Origin of the sequence: Pedobacter sp. PLR, from assembly GCF_026239675.1 — a bacterium.
Taxonomy (GTDB): domain Bacteria; phylum Bacteroidota; class Bacteroidia; order Sphingobacteriales; family Sphingobacteriaceae; genus Pedobacter.
Window position 1 is genome coordinate 750295 of record NZ_JAPIVQ010000003.1, and the last position, 18463, is coordinate 768757.

The following is an 18463-nucleotide window of genomic DNA, read 5'->3' on the forward strand; positions in this document are numbered from 1 at the left end:
AACGAAAAAACCCTCAGTATATTCCATATACTGAGGGTTAAAGTATGTTAAATCACAATAAAATGAGATTACTTGACGTCTCCCATTAGTTTTTTCACCAAAGGTGAAAGGATAATCAACAATACTCCTGCGATTAATGCATAAATAGCAAGTTGCTTATAGCCTTCTGTGAAGGTGATTAATTTTTGAGCTGTCGTATCATTTTCTCCACCTTTAGCCATGTTTGCACCTAGAATACCGGCTACATACTGACCGTAAGCACTGGCAAGGAACCACATTCCCATCATCACACCCTGTAACTTAACCGGGGACAATTTGGTCATAATGGATAAGCCGATTGGAGAGAGACAAAGCTCACCAAAGGTAATCACCAGGTAAGAAAGGGTAAAGGCGTCTAAAGAAGCAATACCTTGCGCGTTGGCAAAGAAACGGGTGCTGTACAGGATAAAGAAACCACCTGCCAGAAAGATAAAGCCCAATCCGAATTTTACTACGGTATTCGGTTCAATCTTTTTCTTCGCTAATCCAATCCACACCAGACTAAAGATAAAGGCGAAGATGATCACAAAGAAAGAGTTTGCAGAGTTGTTTACACCGTTTGGATCTAAGGTAATCACACCAAGAAGTTTATCGTCGAGGTTTCGCGCTGCGAAAAGTGCCATAGAGCCACCACTTTGCTCATAAATTCCCCAGAATACAATAGAGAACAGGATAAAGATGATCGCTGCAATCAGCTTTTTACGCTCTGCCCATCCGTATTTACTCATTTCATAAATGATGTAAACCAGTGTAGCAGGGCCGATGATGTACATAAACCAGTCGGTATATTGCGTTTTGGCAACCATGGTCATGATCACAGGAATGATGGCCAATGATCCCGCATAAACTGCGTAATCATACCATTTTCTGTTGATGGCTTTTGTTTTTACTACTGCAGGTTCAGCAGGGATTTTTCCATCCAGACTGTCCGGTAAGATCACAGTCACCTCTTCGTCTTTAAAAGGCGATAATCCAATTGGACCGAGGCTCTTTTTAGTAAATATGAAGGTTAGTAAACTGATGGTCATTACAATTCCGGCAAGGCCGAAAGCAAGGTGCCATGAATAGGTTTTTCCAAGGTAAATACAAGCATAACCACCCAATAAACCACCAATGTTAATACCTGCATAGAACAGGGAGAAACCGGCATCGCGACGGGGGTCATTGCCTTTGTAGAGCGAGCCTACCATGGTAGAAATGTTGGGTTTAAAGAAACCGGTACCTACTACCGTGAAACTGATCCCGAGAAAGAAGAACTGATGCGGGTCGTAGGAAAGGATTGCACTTCCGACGATCATGAGGATACCACCCCAAAAGAGGGATTTCCTGAATCCAAGGATTTTATCCGCAAAGAGCCCTCCGATAAAGGTGAACGCGTATACAAATGCCTGCGTGGCGCCATACTGAAGATTGGCATCGCCATCTTTCATCATTAACTGCGTCACCATGAAATAGGTGAGCATTCCCCGCATTCCGTAGAAACAGAAGCGTTCCCACATTTCTGAGAAAAACAGGTACCAAAGTTGTTTAGGGTACTTGCCCTTGAAATCCTGAATTTGTTCTAAAGTAAGATTTTCAGCCATATCTTAATTGTAATTGATCTGTTAGTAAAAAAAGCCTTTGGAGAGTTCCAAAGGCTTGATTTTAATTATTTTACACCGTGCATTAAGCGTTTTAATACCGGAGTCAGCGCCATGATAATCAAACCTAATCCGATAGGGATAAAGGTGAAAATCAGGAAGAAAGTAGTCATAGAGTATTTTGAAGTGATCTCATCGATCATACCACCCATTGTGCCGGCAATTTTATTACCGATGGCAATGGCCAGATACCAGATACCAAACATAATGGCGATCATTCTGCCTGGAACCAGTTTACTTACATAAGATAAACCTACCGGAGAGATGAACAACTCACCCATGGTATGGAAGAAGTAAGCCAATACCAACCAGATCATACTTACTGAAGCTACAGCAGCACCCTGAGGAATCGTGCTTGCACCATAAGCAAGCGCAGCGAAACCAATACCTAAAAGAATCATTCCGAAGCCATTTTTAAACGTTGCTGATGGATTGTATTTACTTTCCCAAAGTTTAGATACGATTGGCGCACAGCTGATAATAAATAGCGAGTTCAGGATACCGAACCAGGTGGCCGGAACTTCTGATTTCACTTCAGCATATTGGTTTTTAAGCATGTAGATTACAATCACCCAAATGATGACGAAACCTGAAGCTAAAATGATGTTACCGATCGAGTATTTACCGAAAGTTTTAGAGAACAACTTTAACAATACATAAGAGATGATCATTAAAGGAATAACGGTAATCAAGGTATTTACAATGTTAAAAATAACCTTGGAATCACCAGTTAAAAGTCGTTGGGTATAGTCTTTTGCAAAGATCGTCATCGAACCACCTGCCTGTTCAAAAGATGCCCAGAAGAAAATGGTAATGAAGGCCAGGATAATAACGGCAATCATTTTATCGCGTAATACCGGAGTATACTGACTGATCCTTTTCACTAAGATGAATAAGAAAAGTACCAGCGCTGTGATGATCATGAAGTTACTACCGTCCATGCTTCCAACCTTAAATGCGAACAAGTTCATGCTCGTGATTTTGGAAACCGGATCATTGATGATCCAGGATAAACCGATCGCTGCAATCAGACCAATCAATAGCAGATCGAATTTTGAGAAAGGATTTCGGGTAGATTCTTCCAGGTTATCAGAAGCTTCTTCTACTTCGTTTTTAACTGGTTTTAAACCAATATTTCCGAAAATACCTTGAGTGAAGTAGAACTGAAGCATACCAATAAACATAAAGATACCGGCTAAACCGAATCCGTAAGCCCATCCCCAGTCTTTACTTTCTCCGATGTATCCACACAATAGCATCCCTAAAAATGCACCTGCATTTACGCCCATGTAGAAAATGGTATAGGCACCATCTTTTTTCTCCGGGTGTTTTTTATACATCTGTGCGATGATGGAAGTCATGTTTGGTTTGAAGAAACCGTTTCCTACTACCAATAGGCATAGGCCTAAGTACATAAAGAAATGATCGATTTCGATAGCCATTGATAAATGCCCTAAGGTCATTAATACAGCTCCTACAATAACTGCCCAGCGGTATCCGATGATCCTGTCGGCAATGTAACCTCCTAAAATAGGGGTTAAGTAAGCCAAACCTGTATAAGAACCATAAATCGCTAATGCGTGAGCTCTAGGCCATCCCCATCCCGGATTGTCGCCGATGATGGAAGAAGTTAGAAAAAGCACAAGTAATGCGCGCATCCCATAGTAGGAGAATCTTTCCCACATCTCCGTAAAGAATAGAACAAACAGTCCGGCCGGATGTCCTAGTACCTTACTCTCAAAAAAGTTATTTGGAGTGTCCAAATTTTGTGCATTCATGTGTTAGTTTTTTTGTGTAATAATTTATTGAAAGGTTCAGTTAGTTCTTATAAATAAATAATGAAGAGGCGCGTGTTTTGGTAGGGTTTTTGTATAATGTTAAAATAAACCATCGCGCAAGATAGGCACCCAGAGTCAAACTCACAAATTTTTAAAGTAGTTTAAAGCGGTATAATCATCCTTTAAAGCTTCTTGATTGCCTGAATTTTTTTGTCTTTAGGGTCGATGTAGAGCTCGTCCATTTCATTGGGATCGTTCTTTAGTTCCACATTCTCAACGAGTTTAAGTTTGCCGCCAGCCACTTTATACGCATCAAAACTTAGGTCAGAAGCATAATATTCAAAATTTCCTGTCATTTCTTCGTTAAAGGGAGCGAGGTGATCAAAAACGATCATGTTTACCTCTTTGTCCATCGTAAGCGTCATTGAGTTGAGCTTATTGTACTCGAAGATGATGCGGTTGTTTCCCGGGTTTTTAGGCTGTACGAAGATGGCTTTTCCGAAGCTGGGTTCGCCATTTTCAAAGGACAATATTTCGATTACTTTTTTAGACGTTTTGCTGTTGTTTCCTTTCCATCCGAGTAAGGCGTAACAAGGCGATTTTCCATTGCTGCTGACCGGAACGATCTGATAGTAGTAAGCACCATACCAGTTTTTATTGCTGGTAATGACATTTGGATCTTTCAACTGCTCTGTCGCGTCAATTAAAGGGAATAGTTTGAGCTTACCATCTTTACTGGCGATTTGTATCGCGCCGAAATAGCGATAGCTACCATCATCTACGGGAAGGTACCAGGTGAAGAGGCGGAAGGATTTGTCGGGAGCATTCAGGATGGATACTCTTTTTAAGGAGTCAAAACGATGGTTAAATGAGCCCGGAGTTTTCAGGGCTTCGACCAATGTTTTTATAAAATGTGCATTTGCCTCAAAACGGGCCTGATTGTTTTGGGCATTTTCAGCCTGATCGCCAATGCGGATTAAAGAGTCCTGATACCTGGCCATTGCCGGGATATTGGTTAGTGGAAAAGTATGCTGCGCATGGACTATCGTCATCGCGCAGCATAATATCATGACCAACAGGATTGGTTTTGAAACTTTGAACATTTAAACTAACTTTTCAATAACTATTGCGCTGGCACCGCCACCGCCATTACAAATTCCTGCAACACCGATAGTTCCGTTGTTTTGGGCTAATACGGTTAATAAGGTAACTACGATTCTCGCACCTGAAGCACCAAGTGGATGCCCGATTGCTACTGCACCACCATTTACGTTTACTTTTTCTGCATCTAATTCCAGTAACTTGTTATTCGCTAATGAAACGACAGAGAATGCTTCGTTGATTTCAAAATAATCTACATCGCTGATATTTTTACCAGCTTTTTTCAAGGCTAAAGGGATTGCTTTTGCCGGCGCTGTGGTAAACCATTCCGGTGCCTGTTGTGCATCGGCATAGGCAAGGATCTTTGCCAATGGCTTTAATCCAAGTTCTTTTGCTTTTTCGGCGCTCATCAGTACCAATGCGGCAGCACCATCATTTAAGGTAGAAGCATTGGCTGCGGTTACCGTTCCATCTTTCTTGAATACTGGTTTTAAACCCGTGATTTTATCGAATTTAACAGCGAATGGTTCTTCATCTTTCGATATCAGTGTTACTTCGCCTTTGCGGTCTTTTACAGGTACAGGGACAATTTCTGAATCGAACCTGCCTTCATTTTGCGCGGCCTGGGCTTTTTGATAAGAACCGATGGCAAAAGCATCCTGATCTTCACGGCTAATCTCACATTCTGCTGCGCACAATTCTGCGGCAGAACCCATGTGGTAATCATTATATACATCCCAGAGACCGTCTTTTACCAATCCGTCAGTCAGCTGACCATGGCCTAAACGGTATCCGTTTCTTGCTTTATCTAAATAATAGGGCACATTGCTCATGCTTTCCATACCACCGGCAACGATAATGTCGTTTTCGCCAAGGGCGATGCTTTGTGCAGCCAGCATGATGGCTTTGGTTCCTGAAGCACATACTTTATTGATGGTGGTAGCAGGGAGGTCGGGTAAGCCGGCAAGCTTTGCAGCTTGTGTGGCTGGTGCCTGGCCAATATTTGCGGACAATACATTGCCCATATACACTTCCTGAACGTCAGCAAGGCTGATGCCTGCTTTTTCTACAGCAGCCTTAATGGCTATGCCTCCCAGTTGGGGAGCTGAAAAACCTGATAGTGAACCACCAAAACTTCCTATCGGGGTTCTAACTGCAGATACTATAACTACTTCTCTCATTGATGTCTTTTAATTTTTGGTTAGAAGCAAAGTTAAGTAATTAGTCGTATCTGCTGGTTAAAGTCCATCGTTTTTAACGAGGTTCATCTGTATCATTTTTGTTTATCCGTCGTTTTCTTTTCGATTTCACAGCTTCATTCAACAGGTATTCTATCTGCCCGTTGATGCTCCTGAACTCATCCGTTGCCCAGTTCTCAATCTCTTTGAGCAGGGCAGGGTTGATCCGCAGGACAAAAGCTTTTTTATCTTTCTCAGACATGTTCTTATGCGTGTTAATTATATAATGTGCCGGTATTTACGACTGGCTGTACATTTCTGTCGCCACAAAGGACTACTAGCAGGTTGCTCACCATCGATGCTTTGCGCTCCTCATCCAGCTCTACGATGTTTTTCTCAGAAAGTTGTTCTAAGGCCATTTCTACCATACTTACCGCACCTTTTACGATTAGTTTTCTTGCTGCAATTATCGCGGTCGCCTGCTGACGTTGTAACATGGCGCTGGCAATTTCCTGTGCATAGGCAAGGTGGGAGATTCTGGCTTCAATCACTTCGATACCTGCTCTCGACAAGCGTTCACTCAATTCTGCTTCTAAGAGGGAGCTTACTTTTTCCGCGCCATCTTTTAGGGTAATCGTTGCTTCTTCGTCCTCAAAATTATCATAAGGGAAGATGTTTGCCAGGTGTCTCACTGCCGCTTCACTTTGAATGGCTACATATTGGTTGTAATCTTCTACAGCAAACATCGCTTTTGCAGTTTCCTGGATTTGCCACACCACTACCGCCGCAATTTCAATCGGATTGCCCAGCTTGTCATTTACTTTGATCTGATGGCCGTTCAGGTTTCTCGCTTTTAAGGAAACTTTCTTTTTAACGGTTAATGGGTTTACCCAGAAAAATCCGTCGGTCTTTACGGTGCCTACATATTTCCCGAAAAGGGTCAGTACTTTCGACTCGTTAGGATTGTTGATGATGAGTCCTGGTAAAACCAGAATGAAGTTTAGGCCAAGAGCGATAGCGCCAATTGCATACTGTTCAATGGCTAATGCATAGATTCCGCCGCCTAACAGCGCCAGGAATAATACAAATGTAAGATAGCCTGATGGGGGATTAATGATTTTTTCCTGATACATAATGATATTGATTTGATATCATAAAGTAACGAATGATATTCCTTATTTGCAAGGTTATTATTTGTAAATCCCATCCTTTCGCAGGATTAGCTTTCTCAAAAGCCGATATGAGGAAAAATTGTATTATTTTTGAATGAAATCAATTTATACCATTTTGGCAAAAATCAAAAAGAATTCCCACAGAGTGCTTTACCGTAAGTATTCATCAAATATCAAATATGTGATGATGGTGCTGTCCGTATTGATCATAACGGTGTTTTTACCTAAACAACCCAGGTTCAGATATGAGTTTGAAAAGGGGGAGATATGGAAAAATAAGGACCTGGTTTCTCCATTCAGCTTTGCGATCTTAAAAACGACACCTCAGGTGGCGACAGATAAGAAAGATGCTTTAAGTAATGTATTGCCCATCTACAAGATGAATACAGAACTGATTAACAATGTGGAAGAAGCTTATTCCAATGAGTTTGATGTGAAATGGAAGACCAATGCCTTTCCGGAAGAAGAAAAGGCAGCTTATAAAGCGGCTTCTATTAAACTTCTGGAGACGATCTACAACAGGGGCATCATCGCCATGAATGTTAAACACCAAAAAGGGAATAAATACTACGATTTTGCGCTGATCAATAATAACGTGAGTAAAAATTTAAGTACGCAGGATGTTTTTACCGTACCCTCCGCCCTGGAATACTTTGAAAAAAACTTTACTTCAGTGAACATGAAGGTTAAAGAGATGATTGTCGGGCTCGTGGAAGATCATTTGCAACCCAACATCCTTTTTGATGAGAAACTAACCACTATTGTACAGGAGAATACGGTCAACAGCCTTTCTACTACCCGTGGGATGGTACAGAAAGGAGAACTGATCATCGCAAAAGACAATGTGGTAGATGATGAAATCTATCAAAAGCTACTCTCTTTTAAGGAGGCTTATGAAGCGCAAACGAAAACTATTGGGGATAGTAAACTGGTTTACTTCGGACAAATACTCCTGGTAGGCTTTATTGTCAGTCTGCTGATGTTCTTTTTGAAGTTGTTCAGAAAGGATATTTTTGCTGATAACCGTCAGTTGTCTTTATTGCTGCTGGTGATTACCACCATGCTGCTCTGTTTAACCTGGGCCATTAAATTGAATCTGCCGAGTATTTATTATATTCCCTTCTGTATTGTTCCGATCATCATCCGGATTTTGTTTGATACCCGTTTGGCACTGTATCTCCATTTGCTGGTGATCCTGATTGCGGGTTTCTTTGTGCCGAATAGTTTTGAATTTGTCTTTTATCAGATTACCTCAGGAATGGTGGCGATATATAGTATCAGAAACCTGATCAAGAGAGAACAGCTGTTGTTGTCGGCTTTGTTTATCCTGTCGGCTTACTTTGTGTCCTTCCTTGGTATTGGCTTATTAAGAGAAGGGTCTTTCAGCGAGATTGAATGGCTCAACTTTGTGCCCTTCATTATTAGTGTGCTCTTATCCCTGCTGGCTTACCCGCTGATCTATGCTTTTGAACGAATGTTTGGCATCACCTCAGATGTGGCGCTGATTGAACTCACCAATACGAATAATAAATTACTGAGAGAGCTGGCCTTTAAAGCGCCAGGCACTTTCCAGCATTCTTTGCAGGTGGCTAACCTCGCGGAAGCTGCGATCTTTAAAATCGGCGGAAATTCCCTGTTGGTAAGGGCCGGTGCCTTGTACCATGATATCGGTAAGATTGAAAACCCGCAATACTTTATAGAGAATCAAAATACGGCACTCAGTCCGCATGATAAGCTGCCTTATGAGCAAAGTGCTCAGATCATCATTAAACATGTTCACAAGGGTATCGAAATTACCCGCAGACATCAATTACCGGAAAGTGTGATCGATTTTATCAGAACGCACCATGGAAATACAAGAGTAGATTATTTTTATCAGTCCTTTTTGAAGAACTCTCCGGAGAAATTTGTGGACGAAAACATTTTCCGTTACCCTGGACCTATCCCTTTTTCTAAGGAAACCGGGGTGTTAATGCTCGCAGATTCGGTGGAAGCAGCCTCAAGAAGCCTTAAAAATCCGGACGCGCAAAGTATAAATGACCTGGTCGAAAGGATCATTAACTATAAATTAGAACAAAATCAGTTAGATAATTGCGATATTACTTTAAAAGATTTAGAAACTATAAAGTTGATATTCAAGACAATGCTGATGAGCATCTATCACGTGCGTATAGATTACCTACAAAATGTTTAAATTTATTTTGGAACTATCAATCATCTTCCTATATTTGCAATCCCGAAAAACAGCAACGGTTTTTGTTTAAAGCGGGATAGTTAATTGAAAGTATTGAAATTGGAGAGGTGCCTGAGTGGCCGAAAGGAACAGTTTGCTAAACTGTCGTACTGGCAACGGTACCGCGGGTTCGAATCCCGCCCTCTCCGCATAATATAGAGAAACGAAAAGTTTGGTTTAACCAAAACGATTAGTGACTTTAAAGCCCCTCGAAAAGGGGAGAAAGAAGATACCAGTTCGGGGTGTAGCGTAGCCCGGTATCGCGCCTGCTTTGGGAGCAGGAGGTCGTAGGTTCGAATCCTGCCACCCCGACAAAAATTACCTGGAAAGGTCGTTTAGTATTGACAAGAAAAAAAAGAAGATACCAGTTCGGGGTGTAGCGTAGCCCGGTATCGCGCCTGCTTTGGGAGCAGGAGGTCGTAGGTTCGAATCCTGCCACCCCGACACAAACTATTCGGAAGAGTAGTTTTATTTATAATGACCAGTAAAAGATTGATACCAGTTCGGGGTGTAGCGTAGCCCGGTATCGCGCCTGCTTTGGGAGCAGGAGGTCGTAGGTTCGAATCCTGCCACCCCGACACATAGATGTAATGTCTATCAAAAACCCTCTAAATATCAAATTTAGGGGGTTTCTTCGTTTTAATCATATCAAGTGTAAACAAAGAATAGCATAATTGTTTCTGATTTAAAATCTAAATAGCTGAAAGGGGTTAGTGATTTTGGAAGATGCAATAGAACTTTCCAGTTATCACGTCCCCGGATCCGGAAAACCGAACGTCTAAATATGATGGAATTCCTCTTAAATGAAAATTGTATATAATTGATTAAATTACACCGGCAGCTCAAATTTTCAATAAGCTACATACACTATAGTTTTTTTAGTAAAATTATGACCAATATTCATTTTCAAAATAAGCTTATACTTTGTTTATCCTTGATCATATTTTCATCCTGTAAGCATGAAAAAGTATATCAAGCTGCACTTTTTGATATAAAAGTTAATTTAAATGAACTCCCAAATGGTAACAAACCTATATTTTCACAGCGGCATCTAAAAAGCAGGAAACAAAAATGGGTAGGGGGCCTATTCGGATCTAACCAATTCCCGGAGTGGAATGAAGTACTTTACAATAGTACAGTTATCAGGATAAATCCCCAGGTGACGCGCCCGGGCGATTCCGAATTATCAGCCTACCCTTCTCAGGAGCGTTCACAATACGACTTTGATGACGTTACCTATATTAATCCAGCCAAAACAAGTTTTATTGCGCGCATTTCCGGTCCATATAGTATAGGAAATAGATTTTATTTATTCACCGCACAAAAATCGGGTTTAAAGGTCTATAGTATAGACAGACCTACAGTTATAGAGGGCGACGGACAATGGGAAAACCGTGATATGCTGAAGATTGGACCTAACTTGTTAATGGTAGATAATGACTATATTTTTAACCAGAGAACCGGTAAATCTTATGAAATAACCCGGCCAGGAAAAGACAGAATCCGGGGGGAATTTGCAGCATTATCACCAGATAAGCAAACTATAGCCTTTACAACAAGTCAACAGTTATACCAATGCCATTATCCCAGCGGTAAAGTCTATATCGAACCAATAGACGACCAGCAACTGTCTAAAATTGTTAATAATAAAACAAAAGAGTGGCCATACAATTATTTCACCTGGATTACGGTGAATGGCAAAATGTTTCTGCATCCAATAATCTAATCATTTTTCTATTCGGTTAATCGACAATTTAAAACTACACCTATTCTGATGTTTTTGATAGTTTGATGTCCATTAAATGAGTCCAGATTTTGCTGGGTGTGAGTTGCTCCCAGGCACCGGAAAAGACATCTTCCTTCTCATTAAAGCCCCCTTTAAAACGTAATCTGTCACTACTGAAAGTCCATATTCCGTCATTAACCGTGGCGGTCATAAATCCTGAGTCGCCCTTGTTGTCATAATGCTGCATGGTGTAGTGATGTTTAAAATGATCATAGCCAATAATTTCATGTGTTTTACTGTTATCGCTTCCTATGACCACGTCTGCTTTATGAAGCAAAAAGAAACCATCCACTATCCACTCATAACTGTCAAATCCCGTGATTTTCACTTCAGCATTATTATTGGAGGAAGAGATAACTCCTTCTGTATTCCAATGCCCAATGAACTTATTCAGTTGATGTAATACCTGTTCATTTTTCACACACATAATATTTTAGTTTATGGCAAGTTACAGTAGCCTGTTTTATTTTATACGGGGTAGTACCGACAAATAGAGGGGGTAATTACGACAGGTTTTTAGCATTTGATAAGCTTGAAAAGTATCTCTCTATACTTTTCAAGCTTATCAAATGACGCAGTCTGGCCAACTTTCATAATGGCCCTCATTTCAATAAAAGTTTGTCGTTAAATTACTACTTTTGCAAATGCTTCTAAAGCATTTGCGTCAATCGTTCGCCAACAAATTAGGTGGTCAATTTCTCCTAAACAAACAGGTTTCTTCGTATAGGTCAAATTAAACAAAAGCATTTTCCCGCATTATAATTTATGAAGCATAATTTTACAGCAATTGATTTTGAAACGGCACAGGGTAAACGATGGAGTATTTGTCAGGTTGGTCTGGTGCGTGTTGAAAATGGAATAATTAAAGAAACTATTAACCGTCTGGTTTGCCCGCCAGACAATATTTACTTCTACCGGAATACGGAAATCCATGGGATTACCGCCGAAAGAACGCGTAGATCACCTGATTTCTCCGCAGTATGGAGGGAAATTTCTTCTTTTATTGATGGACAAACGGTAGTCGCTCACAATGGAGCTTTTGATTTTAGCTGCCTTACACAAACCTTAGATTACTATAAGATTGCACAACCTGTTTATGAGAAGCAATGTACCTATAAAATTTACGGACAGAAGTTAGCAGCGCTATGTCAGGAATATCGGATTCCATTAAATCATCATGATGCCTTGAGTGATGCGTTGGCTTGTGCAGAGCTATACAAGAGACATTTAAACAAGGTGATTTAGAAATGCTGTTCAGCATCCTGTCCTGGATGTTCGGAACTAATTATTTCCGGAATTATAATACAGGATCGGATTCGGGCGCTAGCCATGACAGAAATTCTAGCTTTTACAAGCCGCAATAATACTATACAACGCCCCCTGGAGATTAATTTTCAGGGGGCGTTTGCTATTAAGTAAAAGTCTACCCGAAGTTTTTAAGTAACCTGAAATACCAGATGCCTGATTAACCTTCTAACTGTTTTGCCACTTCTTTTTTGATTTTTTCTATAACTTCTGCATATTCGACATCAGAAAGCGCAACCTTTTGTGGGTTCATTTCAAAAACACCGCCAAATCCATAGCCATCTTTATATTTAGGAACAATGTGCATGTGTAAATGAGATATGGTATCCGCATATGCTCCATAGTTGATTTTATCAGGATTAAATACAGTAGAAATGGCTTTTGCCACATTTGCCACATCTCTCATAAATGCATTACGTTGCTCATCGCTCAATTCATGAAACTCAATTCCATGCGTTTTATAGACCACATTACAGCGGCCTGGATGTGATTGCTCTTTAAATAAAAACAATTGGGATACTTCTAAATCTCCAATTTTAATCATTAAACGATGTAATGTTTCATTGTTTTGGCAATACAAGCATTCTGAAATAGGCGTAGGCATAATATTATAATTGGTTTAAGTGATTATCAAATTTAGAAATACTAATGATAGTTAGAACAGATAAAAATAATATTGTTAGGCTGTGCTTCTTATTTTAACATTAGCACCTAAACCCCCTATTTCATAATCATTTATTGATTTAAAATCACAGTGCAATTAATATTTGGGCAACATCTTCGTACCATAAAAAATCTTAAACTTATTATGGTAAAAAAATTACTATTTGCAGTGTTATTGCTATGTATTTGTGTTAAATACCCCCTCTTTGCACAAACTACACAAGCATCTATTTTTGGTACGGTTACGGATCAGCAGAAGAAGCCAATCCCGGGGGCTTCAGTTCAGGTGAGGAACAACTCTACAGGTTTTACCACCAGAACATCAACTAATGCTAAAGGGGAATATACTTTTAAGGAACTTCCTTTGGGTGGCCCATACTCAGTTAAGGCTACCTTTATGGGGTATGGTGATCAGACGAGAACGCTCGCCATCCTGAATTTTGGTGATGCAGCAAGAGTTCCCATTGTGATGCAGGAAGCATCACAAGATTTACAGGCAGTGGAAGTTGTTGCTTCGGGCCTGAAAAACAAGGTTCAGAATTTCGGCGCATCAACAGAAATATCAGCGAAAACAATGAATCAATTGCCAGTAAATGGCCGTAACTTCTCTAACTTAATGGATTTATCTCCTTTAAGCCGTGGTAATGGTATTGCCGGACAACTAGCCTCGTCTACCAATTTCACCATTGATGGTATGAGTGCTAAAAACCCGACATCATCGGGAAGTACAACCAGTCGTAGTGGCGCACCTTATTCCATATCCATGGAAGCCGTTCGTGAATTTAAGGTGGTGACCAATCAATATGATGTCACCTTAGGCAGAGCTGGCGGTGGTACTGTTACAGCAGTAACCAAATCCGGGACAAATACCGTTTCCGGTAGCGCGTTCATGTATGGTAGAGCAGACTGGTTATCGAGCCCTTATGATATAAGAGGTGTCAAACGTGATAACGACTTCTCAACTTATCAATACGGCTTTACTTTAGGTGGACCAATTATTAAGGATAAGTTGCATTATTTTGTGGGATTAGACCATCAGAAAGATTCGCGTCCCTTAATTATTGCGGACATTAACGGCCCTGCAGATGAGGCGAGATTTAGAATCACCGATGCTACACTGTCACAATTTCTAGCTATAGCACGTACAAAATACGGCGTAGCAAATACCCCTCAGTATGGTACATTTGACAGAACCCGTGGTTCCGATGCTGCATTTGCCCGTATAGACTGGCAAATCAACGAGGGAAACCTGTTAACGGTTCGTGATAACTATACGAACGACAGAAATCCATTAGGTTTGGCCGACAACACGGCGATTAACTTTTTCGAGAGTTATGGCAATGATAAAAACGTAGACAACAGTTTATTGGCCAGTTTACGCTCCACCATTAACAGCAAACTTACCAACGAATTGAAAGTACAGCATTTGTACACCTTCCAGGCGAGTACGCAAAATGACGAGCTTGGCTTCGCAATTCCAAGAGCCGTTGTTGGAAATATACCTTCTGTTTTATCGGATGGTACAACCGCAAACACTGCGATACAAATTGGTGGCCACCGTTTTGCCCAGGAGGGTTTTACCAATAATGTTTTCCAGTTGGTGGATAACCTGTATTACAATACGGATAAAGTTAAATACACATTTGGGGTTGATGTAATGTATACCCATGCAAAATCACTTTATGGAAGTGAGGTTAACGGAAGATTTGAGTATACCAATTCAACTGCAGGTACCTCACTAGAGAATTTTAACAACCTGCTTCCAAACAGATATTACCGTGAAGTACCTTTAGTCGAAGATCCAACAGTTAAAGCCGGGATCTGGAATACCGCTATTTATGGTCAGATGCAAACGAAATTAGCACGAGGCCTGGATTTTGTCGGAGGTTTACGTTTGGATTACAGCGCTTATCCAACTTCGCCGCTTAACCAGACGTTGCTGGAGGAGGTAGGGGTGAGAACTGATCATAAACTGAAGCAGTTCTTAATTCAGCCTAGAATTCAATTCAACTGGGATATCAATGAAAACAGAACCGACTTTCTTCGTTTCGGAGCAGGTATATTCGGATCTGATGTGAACAACTATGTAACCATTAATAACTTAACTTTTGATGGTGCACACTTAGCAACGGTAGATGTTATCAATGATAATGTCCCTAAGCCAGACTTTATTGGATATAGAAACGGTACCGCTTCTGCACCGACCTTAGCGTCGTTACAACTACCAACAATCAACACCTATGGTGAAGATGCAAAAATACCGGTTGTCTATAAAGCCAATTTATCCTATAGTAAGTTGATTAACGACAGATTAAAAGTTGGAATTACCGGTTATGCAAGTTTAGGCCGCAACAACTATATGTACGTGGACAGAAACATGGTTGCAAATCCATATTTTACTTTACCTAATGAAGATAACCGTGGGGTTTTTGTACCTGCAATGCCAGGTAATGGCTCCCCGGACTGGAAACAGGGCCGTATCAGCAATAAATTTGGTCGCGTACTGGAACTAAACAGCGAAGGTAAAGTAAACCAGTTTGCCCTGGTTCTTGATGCCACATGGAGATATTTCAAAGACGGTGAAATATCAGCAAGTTATACCTGGAATGATGCAAAAGACAACACCTCTTTCAATGGTAACGTGGCAAACTCTGCAACCTTATCTCTGCCTGTAAAAGATGATCCAAGAGATTTAAGTAATATGACCTATTCTGATGGTCAGTTCAGAAGTAAAGTGGTGATTTATGGTACGCTTCCAACTTTTTATGGAGTCACTGTTGGTGTTCGTTATTCGGGAATTGGTGGTACGCGCTATAGCATGATATCCGGCGCGAACAACAATGGAGATTTTGTAGCAACCAACGATTTGGCTTTTATCTTCGATAGAAACAACCAGGCCGTTCCTCAAAACGTTCGGACTGGTCTTCAAGCGATACTGGATAACCCGCTTGCAAGCCAAAGCTTAAAAGATTATATCATAGAATACTCAGGTAAAATTGCTCAGCGTAATGGTGGTATCAATGATTTCTTCGGTGTTGTAGATTTAAGAGTAAGTAAGAAATTTAAAATTTATAAAACACATCATATAGAAGTTTCAGGCGATATCTTCAACTTTGCCAACCTACTTAAGAAAACATGGGGTGTAAATGAGTCCTTAGGCACTCAGACATTATATGCTTTAAACGGACGTGCAGAGGTAGCGGCTACGCCAACCACACCTGCTATTCCTGCAGTTCCAAACTATGATTCAGCAACAAGATCATTCAACTACCGGGTAAATAATTCCGGTATTGTGAATCCTTCGGGTAATCCATACCAATTTCAAATTGGTTTGAGGTACGGATTTTAATAAAGAAGATAGATGTGAAGAGGGAAAGCTGTACCATATTTAAAATGGTACAGCTTCTTTATAAAATTTAATTTTAGAAATAATTTTAATCTAGCAGCGTCCAGGTTTTTCTGGCTTGTACCTGTTGTACAACTTGCTGCTCGGCAACAACAATATTTTCTTTGCGTTGGCCGATGTATTCTAATCCACTCAATTTATTCCAAAGGGCCACCAATACATTCATAAATTCATTGGCCATTATCATGCTATTATTTATCTGCTTATGATCGTAAACCAATTCAATGGTTTTGGCTAAAAGTTCTTCAAAGTTTCCAGGGGTAACATCCTTCCACTCGTAAAAATATTTAAGCAGTTCCTCCCTTTCCCGGGGATCAATCAGTTTTATAGCAGTAAAAAAAATATGAGCTAAACTGGAGAAATAACCAACCATAACCACTGGCGATTCTCGGTGTGTAATGTTTCTGTACTCATAAAATAAACCTGCAATATAATCTGCAATTTTTTCAGAGACTATGCGGATATTCTTGCCGAGTGGTGTAACATTATCACGTCCTCCTGTTTTATCGATGATTTTGAAGGCAGCCAATTGTAAATCGTTCAATAAAACACTGAAAGACTCGTAATATCTGATCAATGCCGGATGGCTGGTTATAGTGGAGCTTGGAGGTATATAACTATTGTTGATAGATAATCTTCCATTTTCATAATAAACCTGTCCAATGGTCAGAAAATAGCTGTCTGGCGTTTGCGAACTCAGTTCATTTTCTGGTAAAACTACAATAGAATAGCTTTTCGCCAATTCAGGATAACGGATCGGACTTTCTTCAGGATTCGGTGTGCCTGCTGGTACCCGGTTAAATGGACTAACCACTAACAAAATAACATAGTTACGGGGCTCTGATTGACCAAAGTAATGGTTATGAACCAATGTATCCATATGATCAGATTGTACAATGTCGATATGACAGCCCTCAGGTGTAATCGCATTGCAGTACCTTATCCTGACTTCGATATGATTGGTTGCTTTCTCGATAATTTCGATATCGTGTGAGCTTTTATAACCGGCAAAAGGCGGTAAAAACCCATAATTACTACTATTTAAGTGTAGTGATATAGCATCCCGGACAAAATCTTGTAAATAGAGGTCGCTTGCTGTAAAATGATCACTGGAAAGCTTCATGCCATTAATCCAGTTGATGGATTTATATTTTAGCGGCTTTATCATGGTAACTTTTTTTTTAGGATGGATTAAATAAATATAGCACTTTCTCCAACTTCGTTAGGTTTATTTACATTTTCCGATACGCGTTTTGCATAAATCGTCATTTTCTCGGTAATGCCGTTTTCTATAATGTCGAGATCAGGATCTATGAAAATATTACGTTTGAAAAAGGAAGTTTTAATAAAGAAAATCCACTTATAATTCTCCTGATCACCACCTTTAAACTCTACAGGGCTTTTGGCAAACTTAAGGTTATAATCATCAATAAACTTATGGAACCAAATACCAAAGTTCATGTCTTCCAGCGCCTTCACTTTTACTTTAAGTGGCTCTGGATCAGTACTTTTTCTATATAGTTCTAACTCCAGGACTAAAAGCCTGTTGAAATCTACATGATCCATATTAATATCAAGAGGAGTCTCAGGATACTTCCATATCTTATAAATTTCTGAAGGAATGCCAAGTAGCGAAACATAAGCCCACCAAAAAATAAGCGGTACAAAAAAACAGGCTATACTGCCCGCACCAAACCATCCAAAGTTTACCGAACTTAACCAGTTAAAGGCCAGTTGGAATAAATAGACTGATAAACTGGTTGAAATTAAGGTGGCGAAAAAGATAAATACCTTGCGCTCTAACAAATCTTTTGGGTAATATTTCGTTAGTAGATAAACGAATACTGTACCCATTAGAAGGTAATAAATACAGCAAATTATATAACCCCATGGCATAAAATTAAAATTAAGGAATCCCAAAAAACCTGGGATTGCTAAAATAATGCCGATAAGCAGAACACTTACGATCAGTCTTTTGTTGTTCAGAAACTGGTTCTTCTTGTTAATGACAGAAAGTATTGCCGTTGAGACCAGAAATATCAGCGGAAATAAGAGGAAGCGAATGAAAAATGATTGAACGTCCATTAATTTTTTATAGAGGTGATGTGCTACAAACAGAGTATCTTTATAATAATCCTAATTATTTTCAATAATATAAATTT

Annotated in this window: 14 protein-coding genes and 4 tRNA genes; 8 read left to right on the plus strand and 10 right to left on the minus strand. The window is 40.0% G+C overall.

Annotated features, from left to right (window positions below; translation table 11 throughout):
- Positions 1-68: 68 nt before the first annotated feature.
- The 6 genes from OQX61_RS10410 to OQX61_RS10435 form a co-directional block, all read right to left on the minus strand.
- The gene (locus tag OQX61_RS10410) at positions 69-1622 is read right to left on the minus strand and encodes a peptide MFS transporter (protein ID WP_265841597.1); all 1554 of its coding nucleotides are present in this window, start codon (positions 1620-1622) and stop codon (positions 69-71) included.
- Between the two features lie 65 nt (positions 1623-1687).
- On the minus strand, positions 1688-3457 hold the full coding sequence (locus tag OQX61_RS10415; protein WP_265841598.1) for a peptide MFS transporter: 1770 nt from the start codon (positions 3455-3457) through the stop codon (positions 1688-1690).
- Between the two features lie 182 nt (positions 3458-3639).
- Complete coding sequence (locus OQX61_RS10420) at positions 3640-4527, minus strand: hypothetical protein (protein WP_265841599.1); 888 nt, start codon at positions 4525-4527, stop codon at positions 3640-3642.
- A 33-nt stretch (positions 4528-4560) separates the two neighbouring features.
- Positions 4561-5739: an acetyl-CoA C-acyltransferase gene (locus OQX61_RS10425; protein WP_265841600.1), complete on the minus strand. Its 1179-nt coding sequence runs from the start codon at positions 5737-5739 to the stop codon at positions 4561-4563.
- Positions 5740-5812: 73 nt separating this feature from the next.
- Entirely contained in the window at positions 5813-5998 is a 186-nt protein-coding gene (locus OQX61_RS10430; RefSeq protein ID WP_265841601.1) for an Arc family DNA binding domain-containing protein, read from the minus strand.
- A 13-nt stretch (positions 5999-6011) separates the two neighbouring features.
- Positions 6012-6869 carry an SPFH domain-containing protein gene (locus OQX61_RS10435; RefSeq protein WP_265841602.1) on the minus strand — a complete coding sequence of 286 codons (858 nt, stop codon included), beginning with the start codon at positions 6867-6869 and terminating at the stop codon, positions 6012-6014.
- A gap of 133 nt (positions 6870-7002) precedes the next feature.
- Between OQX61_RS10435 and OQX61_RS10440 the strand changes: the two genes are divergently transcribed.
- The 6 genes from OQX61_RS10440 (at position 7003) to OQX61_RS10465 (ending at position 10867) form a co-directional block, all read left to right on the plus strand.
- Positions 7003-9102 (plus strand): HDIG domain-containing metalloprotein, encoded by a 2100-nt coding sequence (locus OQX61_RS10440; protein ID WP_265841603.1) that lies wholly within the window; start codon positions 7003-7005, stop codon positions 9100-9102.
- A 101-nt stretch (positions 9103-9203) separates the two neighbouring features.
- Positions 9204-9290 (plus strand) — tRNA-Ser (locus tag OQX61_RS10445).
- An 89-nt stretch (positions 9291-9379) separates the two neighbouring features.
- Positions 9380-9453: transfer RNA gene (locus OQX61_RS10450), tRNA-Pro, on the plus strand.
- Positions 9454-9511: 58 nt separating this feature from the next.
- A tRNA-Pro gene (locus OQX61_RS10455) sits at positions 9512-9585 on the plus strand.
- Positions 9586-9645: 60 nt separating this feature from the next.
- A tRNA-Pro gene (locus OQX61_RS10460) sits at positions 9646-9719 on the plus strand.
- Between the two features lie 311 nt (positions 9720-10030).
- Positions 10031-10867: a hypothetical protein gene (locus OQX61_RS10465; protein WP_265841604.1), complete on the plus strand. Its 837-nt coding sequence runs from the start codon at positions 10031-10033 to the stop codon at positions 10865-10867.
- A 40-nt stretch (positions 10868-10907) separates the two neighbouring features.
- On the opposite strand, the gene OQX61_RS10470 is transcribed toward OQX61_RS10465, so the two are convergent.
- On the minus strand, positions 10908-11354 hold the full coding sequence (locus OQX61_RS10470) for a DUF1579 family protein (protein WP_265841605.1): 447 nt from the start codon (positions 11352-11354) through the stop codon (positions 10908-10910).
- Positions 11355-11692: 338 nt separating this feature from the next.
- On the opposite strand from OQX61_RS10470, the gene OQX61_RS10475 reads away from it, so the two are divergent.
- Entirely contained in the window at positions 11693-12172 is a 480-nt protein-coding gene (locus tag OQX61_RS10475; protein ID WP_265841606.1) for a 3'-5' exonuclease, read from the plus strand.
- A gap of 220 nt (positions 12173-12392) precedes the next feature.
- On the opposite strand, the gene OQX61_RS10480 is transcribed toward OQX61_RS10475, so the two are convergent.
- Positions 12393-12836 (minus strand): HIT family protein, encoded by a 444-nt coding sequence (locus tag OQX61_RS10480; protein WP_265841607.1) that lies wholly within the window; start codon positions 12834-12836, stop codon positions 12393-12395.
- A 204-nt stretch (positions 12837-13040) separates the two neighbouring features.
- On the opposite strand from OQX61_RS10480, the gene OQX61_RS10485 reads away from it, so the two are divergent.
- On the plus strand, positions 13041-16244 hold the full coding sequence (locus OQX61_RS10485) for a carboxypeptidase regulatory-like domain-containing protein (protein ID WP_265841608.1): 3204 nt from the start codon (positions 13041-13043) through the stop codon (positions 16242-16244).
- An 85-nt stretch (positions 16245-16329) separates the two neighbouring features.
- Here OQX61_RS10485 and OQX61_RS10490 read toward each other — a convergent pair whose 3' ends face one another.
- Positions 16330-17469, minus strand: coding sequence for a hypothetical protein (locus OQX61_RS10490; RefSeq protein WP_265841609.1), 1140 nt, complete (start codon positions 17467-17469; stop codon positions 16330-16332).
- 23 nt (positions 17470-17492) lie between these two features.
- Positions 17493-18386 (minus strand): TssN family type VI secretion system protein, encoded by an 894-nt coding sequence (locus tag OQX61_RS10495; protein WP_265841610.1) that lies wholly within the window; start codon positions 18384-18386, stop codon positions 17493-17495.
- Between the last annotated feature and the right edge of the window lie 77 nt (positions 18387-18463).

Bases quoted from the DNA above. Each gene is read 5' to 3' on its own strand.
- OQX61_RS10470 (WP_265841605.1), bottom strand. From the start codon at position 11,354: ATGTGTGTGAAAAATGAACAGGTATTACATCAACTGAATAAGTTCATT.
- OQX61_RS10430 (WP_265841601.1), bottom strand. From the start codon at position 5,998: ATGTCTGAGAAAGATAAAAAAGCTTTTGTCCTGCGGATCAACCCTGCC.
- OQX61_RS10420 (WP_265841599.1), bottom strand. From the start codon at position 4,527: ATGATATTATGCTGCGCGATGACGATAGTCCATGCGCAGCATACTTTT.
- OQX61_RS10465 (WP_265841604.1), top strand. From the start codon at position 10,031: ATGACCAATATTCATTTTCAAAATAAGCTTATACTTTGTTTATCCTTG.
- OQX61_RS10485 (WP_265841608.1), top strand. From the start codon at position 13,041: ATGGTAAAAAAATTACTATTTGCAGTGTTATTGCTATGTATTTGTGTT.
- OQX61_RS10480 (WP_265841607.1), bottom strand. From the start codon at position 12,836: ATGCCTACGCCTATTTCAGAATGCTTGTATTGCCAAAACAATGAAACA.
- OQX61_RS10435 (WP_265841602.1), bottom strand. From the start codon at position 6,869: ATGTATCAGGAAAAAATCATTAATCCCCCATCAGGCTATCTTACATTT.
- OQX61_RS10475 (WP_265841606.1), top strand. From the start codon at position 11,693: ATGAAGCATAATTTTACAGCAATTGATTTTGAAACGGCACAGGGTAAA.
- OQX61_RS10425 (WP_265841600.1), bottom strand. From the start codon at position 5,739: ATGAGAGAAGTAGTTATAGTATCTGCAGTTAGAACCCCGATAGGAAGT.
- OQX61_RS10490 (WP_265841609.1), bottom strand. From the start codon at position 17,469: ATGATAAAGCCGCTAAAATATAAATCCATCAACTGGATTAATGGCATG.
- OQX61_RS10410 (WP_265841597.1), bottom strand. From the start codon at position 1,622: ATGGCTGAAAATCTTACTTTAGAACAAATTCAGGATTTCAAGGGCAAG.
- OQX61_RS10440 (WP_265841603.1), top strand. From the start codon at position 7,003: ATGAAATCAATTTATACCATTTTGGCAAAAATCAAAAAGAATTCCCAC.
- OQX61_RS10415 (WP_265841598.1), bottom strand. From the start codon at position 3,457: ATGAATGCACAAAATTTGGACACTCCAAATAACTTTTTTGAGAGTAAG.
- OQX61_RS10495 (WP_265841610.1), bottom strand. From the start codon at position 18,386: ATGGACGTTCAATCATTTTTCATTCGCTTCCTCTTATTTCCGCTGATA.